Here is a 15,711-nt window from a genome sequence, read left to right on the forward strand (position 1 = left end):
AAAGCTCATGAATGAAGTGACCGCCGTTATGGATGCCGAAACCAAAGCAAGACCCGTGCCCACCCTGCCAGATGCGCAGACCGTGACCGAGGTGAAACATTACACCGACCGCCTGTTCAGCTTCCGCTGCACGCGCCCTGCAAGCCTGCGCTTCCGCTCGGGCGAGTTTGTGATGATCGGGCTGATGGGCGACCCGGACCCCAAGACCGGCAAGCAAAAGCCGCTTCTGCGCGCCTATTCGATTGCCTCCCCCAGCTGGGACGAGGAGATGGAGTTCTACTCGATCAAGGTGCTGGACGGTCCGCTGACCTCCAAACTGCAGCACATCCAGCCCGGCGACGAGGTGATCCTGCGCCCGAAACCGGTGGGCACGCTGGTGCATGATGCGCTCATTCCCGGCAAACGGATCTGGTTCTTTGCCACCGGCACCGGCTTTGCGCCCTTCGCATCGCTTCTGCGCGAACCGCAGACCTATGAGGATTATGACGAGGTCATCATCACCCATACCTGCCGCGAAGTGGGGGAGCTGACCTATGGCCGCGACCTGATCGAGGCGCTGAAAGACGATGAGCTTCTGAACGAGGTGATCGGCGAAGGCTTCTGGAAGAAGATCAAATACTACCCGACCACCACCCGTGAAGAGAGCCCCAAGATGGGCCGCATCACCGACCTGATGCGCTCGGGCGAGGCGTTCAAGGATCTGGGTGTGGAGCCGATCTGCCCGAAAAACGATCGTGCGATGATCTGTGGCAACCTGGCCTTCAACCTCGAACTGAAAGAGATGCTGGAGGAATACGGGCTGACCGAGGGGGCCAATTCCAAACCCGCAGAATACGTGGTGGAAAAAGCGTTCCTTGATTAAGGGGAATTCGAAGAATTCACCGATAAGGCGCAGAGGATTGGCACAATCCCCGAGAGCCGCCAAGTTCGAAAGCACAGCTTTCGCACAACAGGTGACAGGCGAATGCGCTGCAATCGCCGAGAACCGCACAGGCGCAGAATAACAAAGGGACAGCCGGGCGCTGTCCCTTTTCCGTTGGACCGACCCGCGTTCCGGCTGACCCTGCCGAAACGCCCCCGGCATAAAGAACACCGGCCAGGGCACACGCCACTTGCTCCGCCAACAAAAAACGCCCCGCAAAAGCGAGGCGTTTTCAATCTAACCTGATCTGGTGGGCGCTTATTTCGGTGCCGGTCCGATCATCATCACCATCTGGCGACCTTCCATCTTCGGCATGTTTTCAACCTTGCCGATTTCCTTGATGTCTTCTGCCACACGCTCCAAAAGCTCACGCCCAAGGTTCTGGTGTGCCATTTCACGACCGCGGAAGCGCAGGGTCACTTTGACCTTGTCGCCTTTTTCCAGGAATTTCACCACGTTGCGCATCTTGACGTCATAGTCATGAGTGTCGGTGTTCGGACGGAACTTGACCTCTTTGACTTCGATCGTCTTTTGCTTCTTGCGCGCCTCGGCCTCGCGTTTCTGGGTTTCGTATTTGAACTTGCCGAAATCCATGATCTTGCACACGGGCGGCACGGCGTTGGGCGAAATCTCGACGAGGTCCAGCCCCGCCTGCTCTGCCAGTTCCATGCCTCGTGACGGGGGCACAACGCCCACGTTTTCGCCGTCGGCTCCGATCAGGCGAATTTCAGGGGCACGGATACGTTCGTTGATCCGTGGGCCAGTGTCGCGCTGCGGGGGCGCATTATGAGGTCTGCGGGCTATTGTGCCATTCCTTCTGAAGTTTCAAATCTCTCTGGTTGCGAAAGGTAAAGGCGGGAACCCGCGCTTTCAAGCTGAAAACGCGCGGGTTTTCGCGTTTTGACGTCGCATTCGCGAAACTCCCCTTGAGCGCGAGACCCAAATGGCCCATTTCACCCCTGTCGCCGGACAAACCGGCCAAGTACCGTTCCAAATCCAGGATTTCGAGGAAGATTTAAATGAACAAGTCCCTGATCGCCATCGTCATCGCCGCCGTTGCCGCCTTTGGCGGGTATAAGTGGTATCAGAACTCACAGGCCGAAACCGCCGCGCAGGCAGAAGCCGCCGCACAGGCAGAAGCCGCCGCACAGGCAGAAGCTGCCGAGAAGGCAGCCGCCGAAGCCAAAGCACAGGAAGAGGCCGCCGCCGCAGAAGCCGCCAAGGCTGCTGAAGAAGCTGCCGCTGCTGCTGCCAAAGCCGCCGAAGAAGCTGCCGCCGAGGCCGCATCTGCTGCCGCCGCAGTCACCGAGGCCGCAACCGAAGCCGCAAGCAATGCCGTCGAAGGCGCCATGGAAGCTGTGGGCGACGCAGTGACCGAGGTTGTCGGGGAAAGCGAAGCCGTGACCGGCGCGCTTGGCGCAGCTACCGAGGCCGCAACCGACGCCGTGACCGGTGCGGTTGAAGGCGCCATCGAAAACGTCACCGGCGCTGCCACCGAAACCGCTGCGGAGACCGCAAATGCCGCAAGCGGCGCAACCGAAGCAGCAACTGAGGCTGCAACTGAAGCAGCAACCGAAGCCGCCGCAGAAAGCGCCCCCAACGCCGTACTGACCCCGCAAGGCTTTGACGCTGGCAAAGTGGCTGAGATGATCGACGGGTCCTCGCTGAACGACGTGCAGAAACTGGCGCTGAAAACCGCCGTTCAGCAGGCCGCCAACAACCCGGAACTGCTGAGCGCCACGCTTGATCAGGTGAAAGCCGCTCTGGGCATGTAAGCCCGGGCCGATGGGGTCCCCCCTTCCGAGCCGCACAAAACGCCGCGCCTTTCGCGCGGCGTTTTTCTTTGCACCTTGTCCTGCCGCCGCAAAACGCATTAGCTGACACCATGGAAACCCTGTCTTTTCTCTTTGTTCCCCTATCCCTTCTGGCCACGGCCGTGATGGCCGCCTCTGCCGCAATTCAGGCCCATCGCGCCCATATGGACCCGTTCGGGGCCATTGTTCTGGCCATTGCCACGGCGATGGGGGGCGGCACCCTGCGCGACCTGTTTCTTGGATTGACCCCGGTCTTCTGGCTGCGGGATGAACGGTTTTTAGCGGTGGTGGTTCCGGTTGCCCTGATCAGCTTTTTCATCGCCACCCGCATGTCGGCCGGCAATGGGCGGCGGTTTCAGGTGCTGATGCATCTGGATGCAATCGGGCTGGCGCTGTTTACGCTGACCGGTGTTCAGGTGGCGCTGGATGCGGGGATTTCACCGCTTCTGGCCATTGTTATCGGATGCATCACCGGCACGGCGGGCGGGATGATCCGCGACCTGCTGTGCAACATGACCCCCAGCCTGTTGAAAGAGGATCTTTACGCCACGCTTTCCCTGGCCGGGGGCGGGATCTACCTTCTGCTTTTGGGGCGGATGGAGGAAAGCATGGCCGCGGCAATCAGCTTTGCCCTGATCCTGCTGGCACGCATTGTGGTGCTGCGCCGCATCCCGCCGTCACCTGCGTGACAATCGACGGCGGGCCACCAGCTCTGCCAGGATCGACACGGCAATTTCCGCAGGTCCCACCGCGCCGATATCCAGCCCGACCGGGCCGTGGATACGAGACAGGTTTTCAGCAGAAACCCCGCGCGCGGCCAGCCGCTCCAACCGCTGCGCCTGGGTGCGTTTCGACCCCAGGCTACCGATATAAAACGCCTCGGACCCGAGGGCTGCGTCAAGCGCGGGATCGTCAATCTTGGGATCATGGGCCAGCGTGACCAGGGCCGTCTGCGCATCAAGCCCAATCGCGGGCAGCACATCCTCCGGGAAATCCACGTGCAGCGCCACGCCGGGAAACCGATCTGCCGTGGCAAAGGCGCTGCGCGGGTCGATCAGGGCAATGTCATACCCCACCGCCTGCGCCATCGGGATCAGCGCCTGGGCCACATGCACGGCCCCGACAATCACCAGCCGCAAGGGCGGATGATGGAGATGCGTGAACCACGCCCCCTCAAGTCCCGTCACATCCTCCGGGTCCGCCACGGCAATCTGGCGGGACCAGTCCCGGACCCCAACCCGATAGGCCAGCGGCTGGCGCGTGGACCGTGCCGTGACGATCTGTTCCAGCATCGCGGGCGATAGCCCCTGCCCCGCCCCCTGCGCACCAACCGGTTCGACCATCACCGTGATCTCCCCCCCGCAGGCCAGCCCGGCGGCAAACGCATCCTCACTGGAGACGCCGAAGGTGAGCAGCCGGGGACGGCCCTGCCCGATCGCCTCCTGCGCGGCAACCACCACCGCGGCTTCCACACAGCCCCCGGAAACCGAGCCTTCGATGGCGCCGTCCAGCGCCACCACCATCTGGCTGCCGACAGGACGTGGCGCACTGCCCCAGGTGGCGACAACGGTGGCAATCGCCACGGCGCGATCCGCGCGGTGCCATTCGAGGGCGATTTCAGGGATGCGATCAAATCGGCTGGGGGTCATGTGGGCCTCTTCAGGTAGACTTGCTGACAAAATATATGCAAAATGTCACATCTTCAAGCTCGCAAAGAAAAAGGCCGCGGCAGAACCGCGACCTTTCTGACCCGTCCGAAGGGACGCCTCGGGACAGGATCATTCAGCCGGTTGCACACAGGCTTCCTGCCCTCGCGGTGCCTCGGGCACCACAAAGGCGATCACGATAAACAAAAGCCCCAGCGCGATGCCAAGAACGTCGCCGGGCAGCGCGGTCAGCCCGTCATATTTGGCGCCCGGCACCGTGCCCAGGGTCACTTTCCCCCCGGCAATCGCGTCAAGCAGCCCGGTGGCTTTCACCGATGGGTAGGTGATCATGTAGGCCGCCGCGCCCAAGAGCCCACCCAGAATGAAAAACAGCGCATCTTTCCGGCCCGTGGCCGCCGCGCACACACCGGTGCCGGGGCAAAACCCGGACATTGCCCAGCCCGCACCAAGCAACAGCCCACCGACAAACACGCCCAGATAGGCGGTTTTCACCGACATGTGCCCGACATCAATCAGCCCCACCATCTGCCCACCAAACATCAGGATCGACCCGACGCCGATGGCCAGCAGGATGGCTTTCATCAAGCCCAGCGCGCGCAGGCTCAGCATACGGATCAGCACGGTCGGGTTGGTGGCCCCGATGCGGTCCAGCACAAAGCCAAACAACGCACCGATCACAAGAGCAAGTATGATCTGCATGGCTTATCCTTTCTTATACATCAGCATGGCCACGGGCACCGCGGCGGCAAAGGCCCCGGCAGCAAAGATATAGCCCGACAGCGCCGTCTGCATCATGCCGGACATCATGTGGCCCGAGGTGCAGCCGCCTGCCAGCCGCGCCCCGTAAAGCACGACAAACCCGCCCACCAGGGCGATGGCATACCGCTTCACCGGCGTATCGCCAAAATTGTCATAATGGATCGCAGGCAGCGTGTTCTCATCCTTGCCATTGCCGCCCCGCAGAAGCATCGACAGGGCCGCCCCGGCCATCATCGCGACCACGAAAACAAAGCTGTAATTCAGCGGGTTCGCCACGGATTTGGCATATTTCCCACCGGATTTCGCAAGATAAGCGTTGGTCGAGCTGTATCCATCTTCGGTTTGCGTCACCAACTCACTGTTCACCGCGTCACCGACAATGCCGTTCAGGATCACGAATTGCGTCGATACGCCAATGGGTTTGACCAGAGCGACGGCGAGGAAGAACACAAGGCCCAGCGCCACCCCTCCGAGTTTCCAGTTCATGCGCATGGCATCCTCACTTTCATATATTCATATGTTTTTATTATTTTGATTTTACCCGTGCGTCAATGCACCCTTCCGGGCAAACTCTCCCCATCCCGCCTGCCCGCACAGCTCAGGGCGGGCGGCGGCAGGAGGAGCACAGGAACTGTTTATCTATTTGCATAAGTTGACGAATTTTCGCGGCTCTGACAGAAATACGGAAACAATATTAAGGATTTTGCGCGATAAGCATGAAATCCCCGGAAAACGGCCCAAAAGTTGCCACAACAGGCCGTCAACAGGCAGTGTAATGACCAAGTATTCTCTTTTCCCGGCCGAGGGCATCCCATGCGCATAACAGCCGTGACCTGTGTGAAGAACGAGGGCCCGTTCCTGATCGAATGGATCGCCTTCAACCGTGTGCTGGGCGTCACGGATTTCCTCTTTTATTCAAATGACTGCACCGATGCGACTGACCGGCTTCTTGATGCGCTGGCGGCGCGGGGTATCGTCACCCATCTGCCCAACCCGGCCGAAGGGCGCAATTACCAGATGGAGGCGCTGAAGGCGGCGAAATCCCATGACCTCGTGCTGTCCTCGGACTGGGTCTGGATTGCCGATGTGGATGAGTTTCTGAACATTCATGTCGGTCAGGGCACGATCCCCGAACTGATCGAGGCCTGCGACAACCCGCATGCGATTTCGGTCACGTTTCAGTTCTTTGCCAATGGCGACATCGACGCGTTCGAAGACCGTCCGGTCATTGCGCAATTCACCCGGTCCCATAACCCGGACATCTGGTGCGACCAGACTGCGCAAGAGGTCAAGACCCTGATCCGCCATGATTTTCCCGTGAAATATTACGGCGCGCACCGCCCCTTCATGAAAGAAGGACTGCCCAAGGATCGCCGCCCTGTCTGGAAAGATGGGGGGGGACGCGATGTGCCATGGAAATTCCGCACCGCCGCCAACAAACGCCGGATCCGCAAATTTCCGGCCGATGGTGCCCGCAGCCTGGCCACACTCAACCACTACGCGCTGCGCTCGCTTGACAGCTATCTGGTCAAGAATGACCGCGGTGACGTGAACCGGGAAAACCGCAATTTCGACGACACCTACTGGCGCGAACGCAATGATGACGCTTATGAGGACCTGTCGATCCAGCGTTATCTGCCACGACTTGAGAAAGAGATGGCGCATCTTTTGGACGATGCTGAGATCCGCGCCCTGCATGAGGAGGCCGTGGCGGCCCATCGCGCCACGCTTGCGCGGCTGATGGCAGATGCGGATTACCGCGCCCTGCGCGACCAGCTGAAAGCCTGCCCGAAACAAAGCCCGGCGGAACTCGCCCTGAAGGAGCTGATCAAGCCATGAGCACACCGCCGTTTCCAATAGGGCTGAAAGTCATCAATCTGGGCCTGCCGAAATCCGGAACCACCACATTGGGTCAGGCGCTGAAACAGGCCGGGATGAATGTTGCGGACTGGCGCATCCGGCGCGGGCAGAGCAAGGAGGATCGCCTGGCCCGCACCTTTGTCGGCAAGCTGATGTATGATGGCTATTTCCAGGACGGGGATCCTCTGTCGAAAATGGCCGAGTTTGATGCATTCACCGAAATCGACGTGGTGCGCGAAGGGCTGAACCTCTGGCCGCAATGCGACTGGGGGCTGCTGGCGGCCATTCGTGCCCACCATCCGGGGGCCAAGTTTGTTTTGACCCATCGTGACCCGGTCAAACTGTCCGACAGTATGGGACGGTGGTCCAATCTGGGCCGCACCCGCCTTCCCTCCAACGCCATTCCCGGCCTGCCGGAAGGCTATGGCAAGACGGATGCGGAGCGGATCCGCTGGATCGAGGGGCATTTCGCCTTTTGCCGACAGGTTTTCGCCGGGGCGGGTGATTTTCTGGAATATGATATCGAGGACGACACCGCCCGCGACCGGCTGTCGGATTTCCTCGGGCTCGACCTGCCCTGGTGGGGGGTGGCAAATGCCAATGAGAACCGCCCCGCCGAAGCAGCACAGGACGGGCCGTCCGCCTCTGAGAGTAGTGACATGCGTAAGAGTAAGGAAAACAGCTGATGCGGATTGTGCTCCATATCGGTCTGGAACAATGCGGCGCGGAGCGTCTGCAGGAGGTGCTGGACGCCAAGCGTGATCAGCTGACCGACAAGGGTGTGCTTTACGCCCGCAGTCCCGGCCGCAAGAACCACACACGGCTTTACATGGCGGTCACCGACCCTGACCGGGTGGACATCCTGCGCCACAATCGTGGCTATGCCCCTGCCGACAAGCAGGACATGCTGCGCCGGCAGGTCGGAGAAGATCTGCTCAAGGAAGTTGAAAAGCACCGGCCCGAGACACTGATCCTGTCCGCAAGCCAGCTCTGCACCCTGCCCTATGACAGCGAGATTGCCCGGCTGAAATCCCTGCTGCAACCGCTGTCGGATGATATTCAGGTCATTGCCCATGTGGATGAACAGGGCCGGGTGATGACACGTCATTATGCCGCCGCGATCCTGAGCGGGCGCACCGCCCCCCTGTCACGCGAAATCACGCTGGCACAGAGCGTGGCCAAAAAAGGTGAGGAAAGCTGGGCCGAGGCCGCCCTGGCAAGCTGGGGGGTGCCTGCGCCGGAACATCAGCAATTCGACGAATTGCAATCCCCCCCCCATTGGCTGGATTACCTGTCGCTGGTTGAGCGGTGGGAAAAGGTGTTTGGCACGGGTGCGGTCACGCTGCGCCCTTATGATGCCGATCTGTTTGCCTCTGCCGCCCTGACGGAAGAGATCCGCAGCATGGCCGGGATCCGCGCCAATATCGGCAAGGCCCCGGAAGGGTCGGACTATCCCCGCCCCCCCGCCGCCAGCCTGACCCGCGCACGCATGATGAACGAGGTGCTTGTGGCCCTTCTTGCCAAGGGGCGCCTGATCCCCCCGGTGCTCTGGCGCAGGCTTCTGGGGCAGGTTCTGGTGCCCGGCGCGCCTATCGCTCCGGGGGAACTGGTGGAGTTTTCCCGTGAGTTTGAAAAAAGCAACAAAGAGCTTTTAAAAAACCATAAAGCCCTGTTGCCTGAGACCCTGAAACGCGATCGGGCCGTGCCCGGCGGCTGGCAGGAGGCCGACCCGACCATGGGATTTCGCGCCACGCAATATGTGGCCGCCCTGCTGCCGCGCATTGATCAGGCCACCCGTGAACAGCGCAAGGCGGGCAAGGCCCCGGCCCCGGTTGTGGCGGCAGATACCCAGATCACCAGGCAGATCAACGGGACCCCTATGCCCGCACGGGAGACCTCCTCCGACACGCTCAGCCCGGTGGCCGAGAAGCTGATGAGCGCGCGGGCCAAGGAAAACTTCCTCCACCTGCGCGGCGGACGGTTTGCACCGCATAACAATATCGGCCGGGTCAATGAGACAGAGCTGGCAGCGGAGTATGACGAAATTTCCCCGCGCGCCTTGCCGGATGCCCTGAAAAAAGGCGGCAATTCCGGGCGGGTGATTGTGGGCTGCATGAAGAACGAGGCCCCCTATATCCTTGAATGGGTCGCCTATCACCGCGCCATGGGGATCGACAATTTCCTGATCTATACCAATGACTGTTCCGACGGCACGTCAGAGATCCTCGACCGGTTGCAGGATCTGGGCATTTTGCAGCATCGCAACAATGACAACTGGAAGGGCAATTCCCCCCAGCAATACGCGCTGAACCAGTCGCTGAAGGAAAACGTGATCCTGAACGCGGAATGGGTCATTCATATTGACGTGGATGAGTTCATCAATGTGCGCTGTGGCAATGGCACGATGCAGGACTTCCTTGACCGCGTGCCGAATGCCACCAATGTGGCAATGACCTGGCGCCTGTTCGGCCATAATGGCGTGACCGAATTTGCAGACGATCTGGTGATTGACCAGTTCGACACCGCCGCGCCGAAATATGCGCCCAAGCCGCATACGGTCTGGGGGTTCAAGACCATGACCAAGAATGTCGGCGCCTATGAAAAGCTTTCCTGCCACCGCCCGAACAAGCTGCGTGACAGCCACCGCGATCAGGTGGTCTGGGTCAACGGATCCGGTCAGGTGATGACCGACGGGTATAAGGACAAGGGCTGGCGCTCGGACCTCAAGACCGTTGGGTATGACCTCCTGCAACTCAATCACTACGCGCTGCGTTCGGCGGAAAGCTATCTGATCAAGCGCCAGCGGGGGCGTGCGCTGCATGTGGACCGCTCCATCGGCATCAATTATTGGGTGCGGATGGACTGGGGCGGCAACACGGATGTGACCATCAAGCGCAACATCCCGCGCACGGTGGCCGAGCTTGGCCGGCTGATGACCGATAAAAAGCTGGCAGCATTGCATCAATCCGGCGTCGACTGGCACCGGGCCAAGGCGGCAGAGCTTCGGCAGAACCCCGAGTTTTCCGACCTTTACGATCAGGCCCTGGACACCAAGCTGACTGAGTTGGAACGTGTGGCCTATGCGCTGGCCCTGGATATGGAAAGCTAGGACCCTTAGACGCAAAGCAGAAGGGAGTGATAAAAATGAGCAGTGAAAAAATGACAGAACACAACCCGCAGATATCTGACCCCAAGCCGGTCATCCAATATCCCGATGACGGGCCGCGCTATGTGAAATCCCGCGGCATGCGCTTTCCCAATGATCCCCGTTACCTGACACCGGCCCGCCGCCGCGCCCTGCGGTCCAACGCCTATGAAGAGCGCGAGGCGGACGCCGTCAAGGCCACGGTCACCCGCGATGACGTGGTGCTGGAGCTGGGCGCCGGCATGGGGTTCATGTCCACCTTCATGGCCCGTAAAATGAAGGTGAAAGAGGTGCATGCCTATGAGGCCAACCCGCATATGATCCCTTATATCGAAGAGGTGTATCGCGAGAACGGCGTCGAAACCGCGCATGTCCACAATGCCATTTTGGGCAAGCGCAAAGGGGCAACCAAATTCTATGTGCGCTCCAACTTCCTTGCCAGTTCGCTTGAGGAAAACCCCAAAGGGGAAAAGGCGGAAGTGACCGATGTGGTCGACGTGGAAGTGCGCAATTTCAACACGGTCCTGAAAGAGCTCAAACCAACCGTGCTGGTCTGCGACATCGAAGGGGCCGAGGCAGAGCTTCTGCCCGGCGCGGATCTCAGCAGCCTCAGGGCCGCCGTGATTGAGCTGCATCCGCAATGGATTGGGCAAACCGGGGTGCAGGCCGTGTTTGACACCATGCACAAGGCCGGGCTGACCTATTTCCCGCGCCACTCAAACGCCAAGGTCGTGACCTTCAAGAAGGACTGGTAGATGCGCGCCACCGCCATCCTGTGCGTGCGCAATGAAGGCGCGTTTTTGCTGGAATGGCTGGCCCATCACCGGGGCATTGGCTTTACCGATTTTCTGGTGCTGTCCAATGATTGCGATGATGGCACGGATACGATGCTGGACCGGCTGCAGGATATGGGCGAACTGATCCATATCCGCAATGACGGACCTTATGGGAATGGCGGCATCCAGTGGACCGGCTACAAGCTGGCGGACAAACACCCGCTGGTGCAGCAATCCGATTGGCTGATGACGCTGGATATTGATGAGTTTGTGAACATCCATGTGGGGGATCACAGCCTGTCATCGCTCTGGGCCGCCCTGCCCGAGGCCGACGCCATCCCGCTCACATGGCGGCTTTTCGGCAATGCAGGGGTGCTGCGCTATCAGGACCGGCCGGTGAGCGAACAATTCACCCGCGCCGCGCCTGAAGTGATGTATTGGCCCTGGCGCGCCTTCATGTTCAAAACACTCTATCGCAACACCGGGGCCTATCGCAAACTGGGGGTGCATCGCCCGCGCGACCCGGTTGATGGCAAGGTAGAGCACACCCGCTGGTTCGACGGCCAGGGCCGCGAGATGGACCGGAGGTTCCAGAAAGGTCAGATCTTCTCCCCGTTTGGACAGGCCAATTACGGGCTTGCGCAGATCAATCACTATGCGCTTGGGGCGATGGAAAGCTATGTGCTGAAACGGGCCCGGGGGCGCGCGGTGCATGACGGTGACCTGCTGGGGCTGGATTACTGGACCGAACGCAACTGGAGCGATGTCGAGGACCATTCGATCCGGGCCTGCGACGGGCTGCGCGACCCGCATCTTGGGCGCTATCGCAGCGACCCCACCCTCGCAACGCTGCATGCCCAGGCGGTTGACTGGCGCAAAACCCGCTTTCAGGCCCTGATGGCAGAGGAACCCAATCGCGCCCTGATGGGACGGTTGATGATGTCCCCCCCGCCGCGCCCGCTGCCGCTGAAACTGGCGCGAGAGCTGTTTCAGCATGCACAAAATGCCCGCGGCGGATGGGATTGAACACCAGACCGGGACAGTCACGAAATCGCACCCGGCATTTCACCTTTTTGCCCCATTGCATACCCAATCCCGCCCGCATTACCTTTTAGCTCACCTATTAAGCGTTTCGGTTTTCACCTGACAAAGGGCAAAACCGAAACGCCGCAAGAGTGACCGATGTTGTGGGCGTTTCGGGATAAACATGTATCTTAAGTTTATCCCGTAACGCTTTAAGGATGGCCGAGCCAAAGGTATCAGTATGATGGACGACACCCCGACCCAGGCAGATGAGCGCGACCAGCGCGAGTGTGATCTCGCCGGGGCGGATTTTGACAAGTGGCTGAGTATGATTGACGAAATGGGCGAAGAGCGCGGCTATTTCGAACCTGTCGGACAGCGCCACTCGGCCATCCTTACCGATGACGGCCCAACCCTGGTGGTCACATTCGAAACCGCCAAATCCGTGCGCCAGAGCAAGGAGGCCCGCCCGCTGGGCTGGGAACTTGCCGAAGAAAACGGGTGGTCCAATCTCTGCATCCTTGCCCATGAGGAAAGCTGGTTTCGCGACCCGGACCTTTATGGCTATTTCGACCGGCTTGTGGATGACGGGTTTTTCGAAGATTTCGATCAGGTCGTATTTTACGGGGCTGGCCCCAGTGGCTACGCCGCCTGCGCCTATAGCGTGGCCGCGCCGGGGGCGACGGTGATCGCCATTTCCCCGCAGGCGACACTCGACATGACCCGGGTCGCCTGGGACCGACGGTTTCCCAAGATGCGCCGCACCGATTTCACCACCCGTTACGGCTATGCCCCCGACATGGTCGAAGGCGCCGAGGCCGTCTATCTTTTACATGATCCGGCCATTGCCGAGGATGCAATGCATGCCAGCCTGTTTCAGGCCGACCACATTCACCACCTGACCTGCCGCCACATGGGCGACACGCTGGTGGAAGAGCTGTGGTCGATGGCTGCCCTGCCGCAGATGATCGAAGCCGCCACCGAGGGTCAGCTCTCCCCGCATGTGGCGCGAAACATCCTGCGCAACCGCCGCACCCACCTGCCCTATCTGCGCCGGCTGCTGGACCGGCTGCAACAGACAGACCGCCCCCGTCTGGTGGCCGCCCTGTCACGTCATGTGACCGAACGGCGCGGCGCCCCCAGGTTCCGCAAGGCATTGACCGAGGCCGAGCGCACCCTCGAAGATGCCTGATCGTCTGATACGGACTTTTACCAGACTTTAAAGCGTTTCGAGATTAACTTGAGTCACAAGTTGATTTCGAAACGCCCGCAACGTCAGTAGGTTGCGAGCGTTTCGCCTTATTATTGTGTCCCAATAATAAGGCGAAACACTTTAATCAAATCTCGTGCAATCTGGCCGCATGGAACAGACACGTCACCCGTTCAGCGGCACACCGATCAACGCGGAAACTCCCCGGGATCGGCCGCTTTTACCCCTGCACCCGGCCGAAGAACTGGCCGATATTCGCCGCCAGATCTCTCGCCTCAGAAAACGAGAGGCGGAGCTGCGCCACCACCTTTTGTGCTGCACCGATCCGGATGCGCGCGAGGCCCCCTGCACCGCGTGGTGATAAAAACCACCCGCAGCAAGGTGTTTGATACCACGTTGCTGCCCCCGGCCATCCAATCAAATCCCAGGTTCTTTGCGACACGAGAACAGACCCGCGTCTGCGTGTTGCCAACAGAGCGTCCGGCACGACGGCTGGGGCTCTTTTCCGGCAAAGGGCTGCGGTATCGTCCGGACGGGGAAGAGTTCGGGGCGCCAGACCTGTTTTCTGAGGCTCTGCACGGGGATTGAGGCAATAAAGCCCTTCCCAGCGTGACAGGCTTGGTCTAATCACGGGACCGATGACCCAGACTCTGACAATCCGCCGCCCTGATGACTGGCACCTGCACCTGCGCGATGGCGAGGTGCTGAACGCCGTCCTGCCCGAAACCGCACGCCATTTTGGCCGTGGTATCATCATGCCCAACCTTGTCCCCCCCGTGGTGACCTTTGACGACGCCCAGGCCTATCACGGTCGGATCATGGCGGCGCTGCCCGAGGGCATGACATTTGACCCGTTGATGGTGCTTTACCTGACCGAAGACACCGACCCCGAGGATGTGGCCCGCGCCCATGCGTCCGGTCTGGTGAAAGCGGTCAAGCTCTACCCCGCCGGGGCCACCACCAACTCGGCCTCGGGGGTGCAGGATTTCACCAAGGTGGCAAAGGTGTTTGAGAAGATGGCCGAGATTGGCCTGCCACTTTGCGTTCATGGCGAAGTGACCGACCACGACATCGACATCTTCGACCGCGAAGCTGTGTTCATCGACCGGGTGCTGGATCCGATCCGCCGCGCCCATCCCGATCTGCGCGTGGTGATGGAACATATCACCACCAAAAACGGTGTCGATTACGCGCGCGCCGGCGGCGACAATCTGGGGGCGACGATCACCACGCACCACCTGATCATCAACCGCAACCACATCCTCGTGGGCGGGATCAAACCGCATTACTACTGCCTTCCGGTGGCCAAACGCGAAGAGCATCGCCTGGCGCTGCGAGAGGCGGCCACCTCTGGCGAGGCCACCTTCTTTCTTGGCACCGACAGCGCCCCGCACACGGACCCGAACAAGGAAAGCGCCTGTGGCTGTGCGGGCTGTTTCACCGCGACAAATACCATGTCCTGCCTTGCGGAAGTGTTCGAGGAAGAGGGCGCGCTGGATCAGCTCGAAGCCTTTGCCTCGCTCAATGGTCCGGCCTTTTACGGCCTGCCCGCCAACGCAGCCACAATCACGTTGCGCAAGGGGGCACCTGTCACCTACCCAACCAGGATCGACAGTGCCGCCGGCCCGATCACCGTGTTTGATCCGGGCTTCCCGCTGCATTGGTCGGTAGAGACCTGAACAGAGCGGATCCCTGATCCGCGTCGCACCGGCCCCTCCCCCGGGCGGGTGCGACACCGCCCCCGGCTTCAGGCCGGGAGCACCCCCCGGGGGAGTTTGAGACACACGAACAGGACGCTGCCACATGATCCCTTCCGCCTTCCCCGCCAAAGACGAAATTGCCCGCCTGACAGCCCGTATGCTGCTGGAGATCGGCGCGGTGAATTTCAACACGGATGAGCCGTTCACACTGGCCTCGGGCCTGCCCTCCCCCAGCTATATCGACTGCCGCAAGCTGATCTCTTTCCCGCGCATCCGCTCAACGCTCATGGATTTCATGGCGGTGACGATCATGCGCGAGGCGGGGTTTGAGGCGTTTGACAATATCGCGGGTGGCGAAACTGCGGGCATTCCCTTTTCGGCCTGGGTCGCCGAACGTCTGGCCCTGCCGATGACCTATGTGCGCAAGAAGCCCAAGGGATACGGCAAGAACGCACGGATTGAAGGGGCCATGTCCGAAGGGCAGCGCGTGCTGCTGGTCGAGGATCTGACCACCGATGGCGGATCGAAACTGTCATTTGTCGATGCGATTCGCGACACCGGCGCCACCTGCGGCGCCACCGCCGTTGTGTTCTATTACGACATTTTCCCCGAGACCGAGAAAACCCTGTCCGATCATGGCGTTCAGCTTATCCACCTGTGCACCTGGTGGGATGTTCTGGCCGAGGCAAAGGCGCAGCAAGCGTTTTCAACCGAGACGCTGGACGAGGTGGAGCGGTTCCTGAAAGACCCGCGCGCCTGGCAGGCCGCGCGGATGGAAGGCTAACCCGAACACACCAAGTTTAGGCACCCTTTTGCGGGATCCCACCAAATATGG

At 60.7% G+C, this 15,711-nt stretch carries 16 protein-coding genes; 12 read left to right on the top strand and 4 right to left on the bottom strand.

Annotation, left to right across the window (positions count from 1 at the left end):
* Nucleotides 1–7: 7 nt before the first annotated feature.
* The gene (locus XMD517_RS06115; protein WP_173486621.1) at nt 8–862 is read left to right on the top strand and encodes a ferredoxin--NADP reductase; all 855 of its coding nucleotides are present in this window, start codon (nt 8–10) and stop codon (nt 860–862) included.
* A gap of 318 nt (nt 863–1,180) precedes the next feature.
* Here the strand turns inward: XMD517_RS06115 and infC are convergent, their stop codons facing one another.
* Nucleotides 1,181–1,726 carry a translation initiation factor IF-3 gene (gene infC, locus XMD517_RS06120; protein ID WP_173486699.1) on the bottom strand — a complete coding sequence of 182 codons (546 nt, stop codon included), beginning with the start codon at nt 1,724–1,726 and terminating at the stop codon, nt 1,181–1,183.
* A 215-nt stretch (nt 1,727–1,941) separates the two neighbouring features.
* Between infC and XMD517_RS06125 the strand changes: the two genes are divergently transcribed.
* A complete protein-coding gene (locus XMD517_RS06125) occupies nt 1,942–2,697 on the top strand; it encodes a hypothetical protein (protein ID WP_173486622.1) in 756 nt (251 codons plus the stop codon).
* Between the two features lie 110 nt (nt 2,698–2,807).
* A complete protein-coding gene (locus XMD517_RS06130) occupies nt 2,808–3,425 on the top strand; it encodes a trimeric intracellular cation channel family protein (protein ID WP_173486623.1) in 618 nt (205 codons plus the stop codon).
* Here XMD517_RS06130 and XMD517_RS06135 read toward each other — a convergent pair.
* The 3 genes from XMD517_RS06135 to XMD517_RS06145 form a co-directional block, all read right to left on the bottom strand.
* Nucleotides 3,414–4,385 (bottom strand): XdhC family protein, encoded by a 972-nt coding sequence (locus tag XMD517_RS06135; RefSeq protein WP_173486624.1) that lies wholly within the window; start codon nt 4,383–4,385, stop codon nt 3,414–3,416. The genes XMD517_RS06130 and XMD517_RS06135 overlap by 12 nt on opposite strands.
* Nucleotides 4,386–4,514: 129 nt before the next feature.
* Nucleotides 4,515–5,102 carry a DUF6691 family protein gene (locus tag XMD517_RS06140; RefSeq protein ID WP_173486625.1) on the bottom strand — a complete coding sequence of 196 codons (588 nt, stop codon included), beginning with the start codon at nt 5,100–5,102 and terminating at the stop codon, nt 4,515–4,517.
* A 3-nt stretch (nt 5,103–5,105) separates the two neighbouring features.
* Nucleotides 5,106–5,648, bottom strand: a complete 543-nt coding sequence (locus XMD517_RS06145) for a YeeE/YedE thiosulfate transporter family protein (RefSeq protein ID WP_254449714.1) — start codon at nt 5,646–5,648, stop codon at nt 5,106–5,108.
* Between the two features lie 327 nt (nt 5,649–5,975).
* Between XMD517_RS06145 and XMD517_RS06150 the strand changes: the two genes are divergently transcribed.
* From XMD517_RS06150 to XMD517_RS06190, 9 genes are all read left to right on the top strand, one after another.
* The gene (locus XMD517_RS06150; RefSeq protein ID WP_173486627.1) at nt 5,976–7,001 is read left to right on the top strand and encodes a glycosyltransferase family 2 protein; all 1,026 of its coding nucleotides are present in this window, start codon (nt 5,976–5,978) and stop codon (nt 6,999–7,001) included.
* Nucleotides 6,998–7,708, top strand: a complete 711-nt coding sequence (locus XMD517_RS06155) for a sulfotransferase (RefSeq protein ID WP_173486628.1) — start codon at nt 6,998–7,000, stop codon at nt 7,706–7,708. Before XMD517_RS06150 ends, XMD517_RS06155 begins: the two co-directional genes overlap by 4 nt.
* A complete protein-coding gene (locus XMD517_RS06160; protein WP_173486629.1) occupies nt 7,708–10,131 on the top strand; it encodes a glycosyltransferase family 2 protein in 2,424 nt (807 codons plus the stop codon). Before XMD517_RS06155 ends, XMD517_RS06160 begins: the two co-directional genes overlap by 1 nt.
* Before the next feature lie 35 nt (nt 10,132–10,166).
* A complete protein-coding gene (locus XMD517_RS06165; RefSeq protein ID WP_254449715.1) occupies nt 10,167–10,922 on the top strand; it encodes an FkbM family methyltransferase in 756 nt (251 codons plus the stop codon).
* Nucleotides 10,923–11,969: a glycosyltransferase family 2 protein gene (locus XMD517_RS06170; protein ID WP_173486630.1), complete on the top strand. Its 1,047-nt coding sequence runs from the start codon at nt 10,923–10,925 to the stop codon at nt 11,967–11,969. It abuts the gene before it with no gap.
* A gap of 238 nt (nt 11,970–12,207) precedes the next feature.
* The gene (locus XMD517_RS06175) at nt 12,208–13,158 is read left to right on the top strand and encodes a phosphoadenosine phosphosulfate reductase (protein WP_173486631.1); all 951 of its coding nucleotides are present in this window, start codon (nt 12,208–12,210) and stop codon (nt 13,156–13,158) included.
* A 169-nt stretch (nt 13,159–13,327) separates the two neighbouring features.
* Nucleotides 13,328–13,537, top strand: coding sequence for a hypothetical protein (locus XMD517_RS06180; RefSeq protein WP_173486632.1), 210 nt, complete (start codon nt 13,328–13,330; stop codon nt 13,535–13,537).
* Between the two features lie 277 nt (nt 13,538–13,814).
* Nucleotides 13,815–14,855 carry a dihydroorotase gene (gene pyrC, locus XMD517_RS06185; RefSeq protein WP_173486634.1) on the top strand — a complete coding sequence of 347 codons (1,041 nt, stop codon included), beginning with the start codon at nt 13,815–13,817 and terminating at the stop codon, nt 14,853–14,855.
* 124 nt (nt 14,856–14,979) lie between these two features.
* Entirely contained in the window at nt 14,980–15,660 is a 681-nt protein-coding gene (locus XMD517_RS06190; RefSeq protein WP_173486635.1) for an orotate phosphoribosyltransferase, read from the top strand.
* Nucleotides 15,661–15,711: the final 51 nt, after the last annotated feature.

It is taken from the genome of Aliiroseovarius sp. xm-d-517, assembly GCF_013283135.1.
In the GTDB taxonomy this organism is placed as follows: Bacteria; Pseudomonadota; Alphaproteobacteria; order Rhodobacterales; family Rhodobacteraceae; genus Aliiroseovarius; species Aliiroseovarius crassostreae.

Excerpts from the sequence above, each read along its gene's own strand:
- XMD517_RS06115 (WP_173486621.1), top strand. The coding sequence starts at position 8 with ATGAATGAAGTGACCGCCGTTATGGATGCCGAAACCAAAGCAAGACCC.
- XMD517_RS06125 (WP_173486622.1), top strand. The coding sequence starts at position 1,942 with ATGAACAAGTCCCTGATCGCCATCGTCATCGCCGCCGTTGCCGCCTTT.
- XMD517_RS06130 (WP_173486623.1), top strand. The coding sequence starts at position 2,808 with ATGGAAACCCTGTCTTTTCTCTTTGTTCCCCTATCCCTTCTGGCCACG.
- XMD517_RS06135 (WP_173486624.1), bottom strand. The coding sequence starts at position 4,385 with ATGACCCCCAGCCGATTTGATCGCATCCCTGAAATCGCCCTCGAATGG.
- XMD517_RS06140 (WP_173486625.1), bottom strand. The coding sequence starts at position 5,102 with ATGCAGATCATACTTGCTCTTGTGATCGGTGCGTTGTTTGGCTTTGTG.
- XMD517_RS06145 (WP_254449714.1), bottom strand. The coding sequence starts at position 5,648 with ATGAACTGGAAACTCGGAGGGGTGGCGCTGGGCCTTGTGTTCTTCCTC.
- XMD517_RS06150 (WP_173486627.1), top strand. The coding sequence starts at position 5,976 with ATGCGCATAACAGCCGTGACCTGTGTGAAGAACGAGGGCCCGTTCCTG.
- XMD517_RS06155 (WP_173486628.1), top strand. The coding sequence starts at position 6,998 with ATGAGCACACCGCCGTTTCCAATAGGGCTGAAAGTCATCAATCTGGGC.
- XMD517_RS06160 (WP_173486629.1), top strand. The coding sequence starts at position 7,708 with ATGCGGATTGTGCTCCATATCGGTCTGGAACAATGCGGCGCGGAGCGT.
- XMD517_RS06165 (WP_254449715.1), top strand. The coding sequence starts at position 10,167 with ATGAGCAGTGAAAAAATGACAGAACACAACCCGCAGATATCTGACCCC.
- XMD517_RS06170 (WP_173486630.1), top strand. The coding sequence starts at position 10,923 with ATGCGCGCCACCGCCATCCTGTGCGTGCGCAATGAAGGCGCGTTTTTG.
- XMD517_RS06175 (WP_173486631.1), top strand. The coding sequence starts at position 12,208 with ATGATGGACGACACCCCGACCCAGGCAGATGAGCGCGACCAGCGCGAG.
- XMD517_RS06180 (WP_173486632.1), top strand. The coding sequence starts at position 13,328 with ATGGAACAGACACGTCACCCGTTCAGCGGCACACCGATCAACGCGGAA.
- pyrC (WP_173486634.1), top strand. The coding sequence starts at position 13,815 with ATGACCCAGACTCTGACAATCCGCCGCCCTGATGACTGGCACCTGCAC.
- XMD517_RS06190 (WP_173486635.1), top strand. The coding sequence starts at position 14,980 with ATGATCCCTTCCGCCTTCCCCGCCAAAGACGAAATTGCCCGCCTGACA.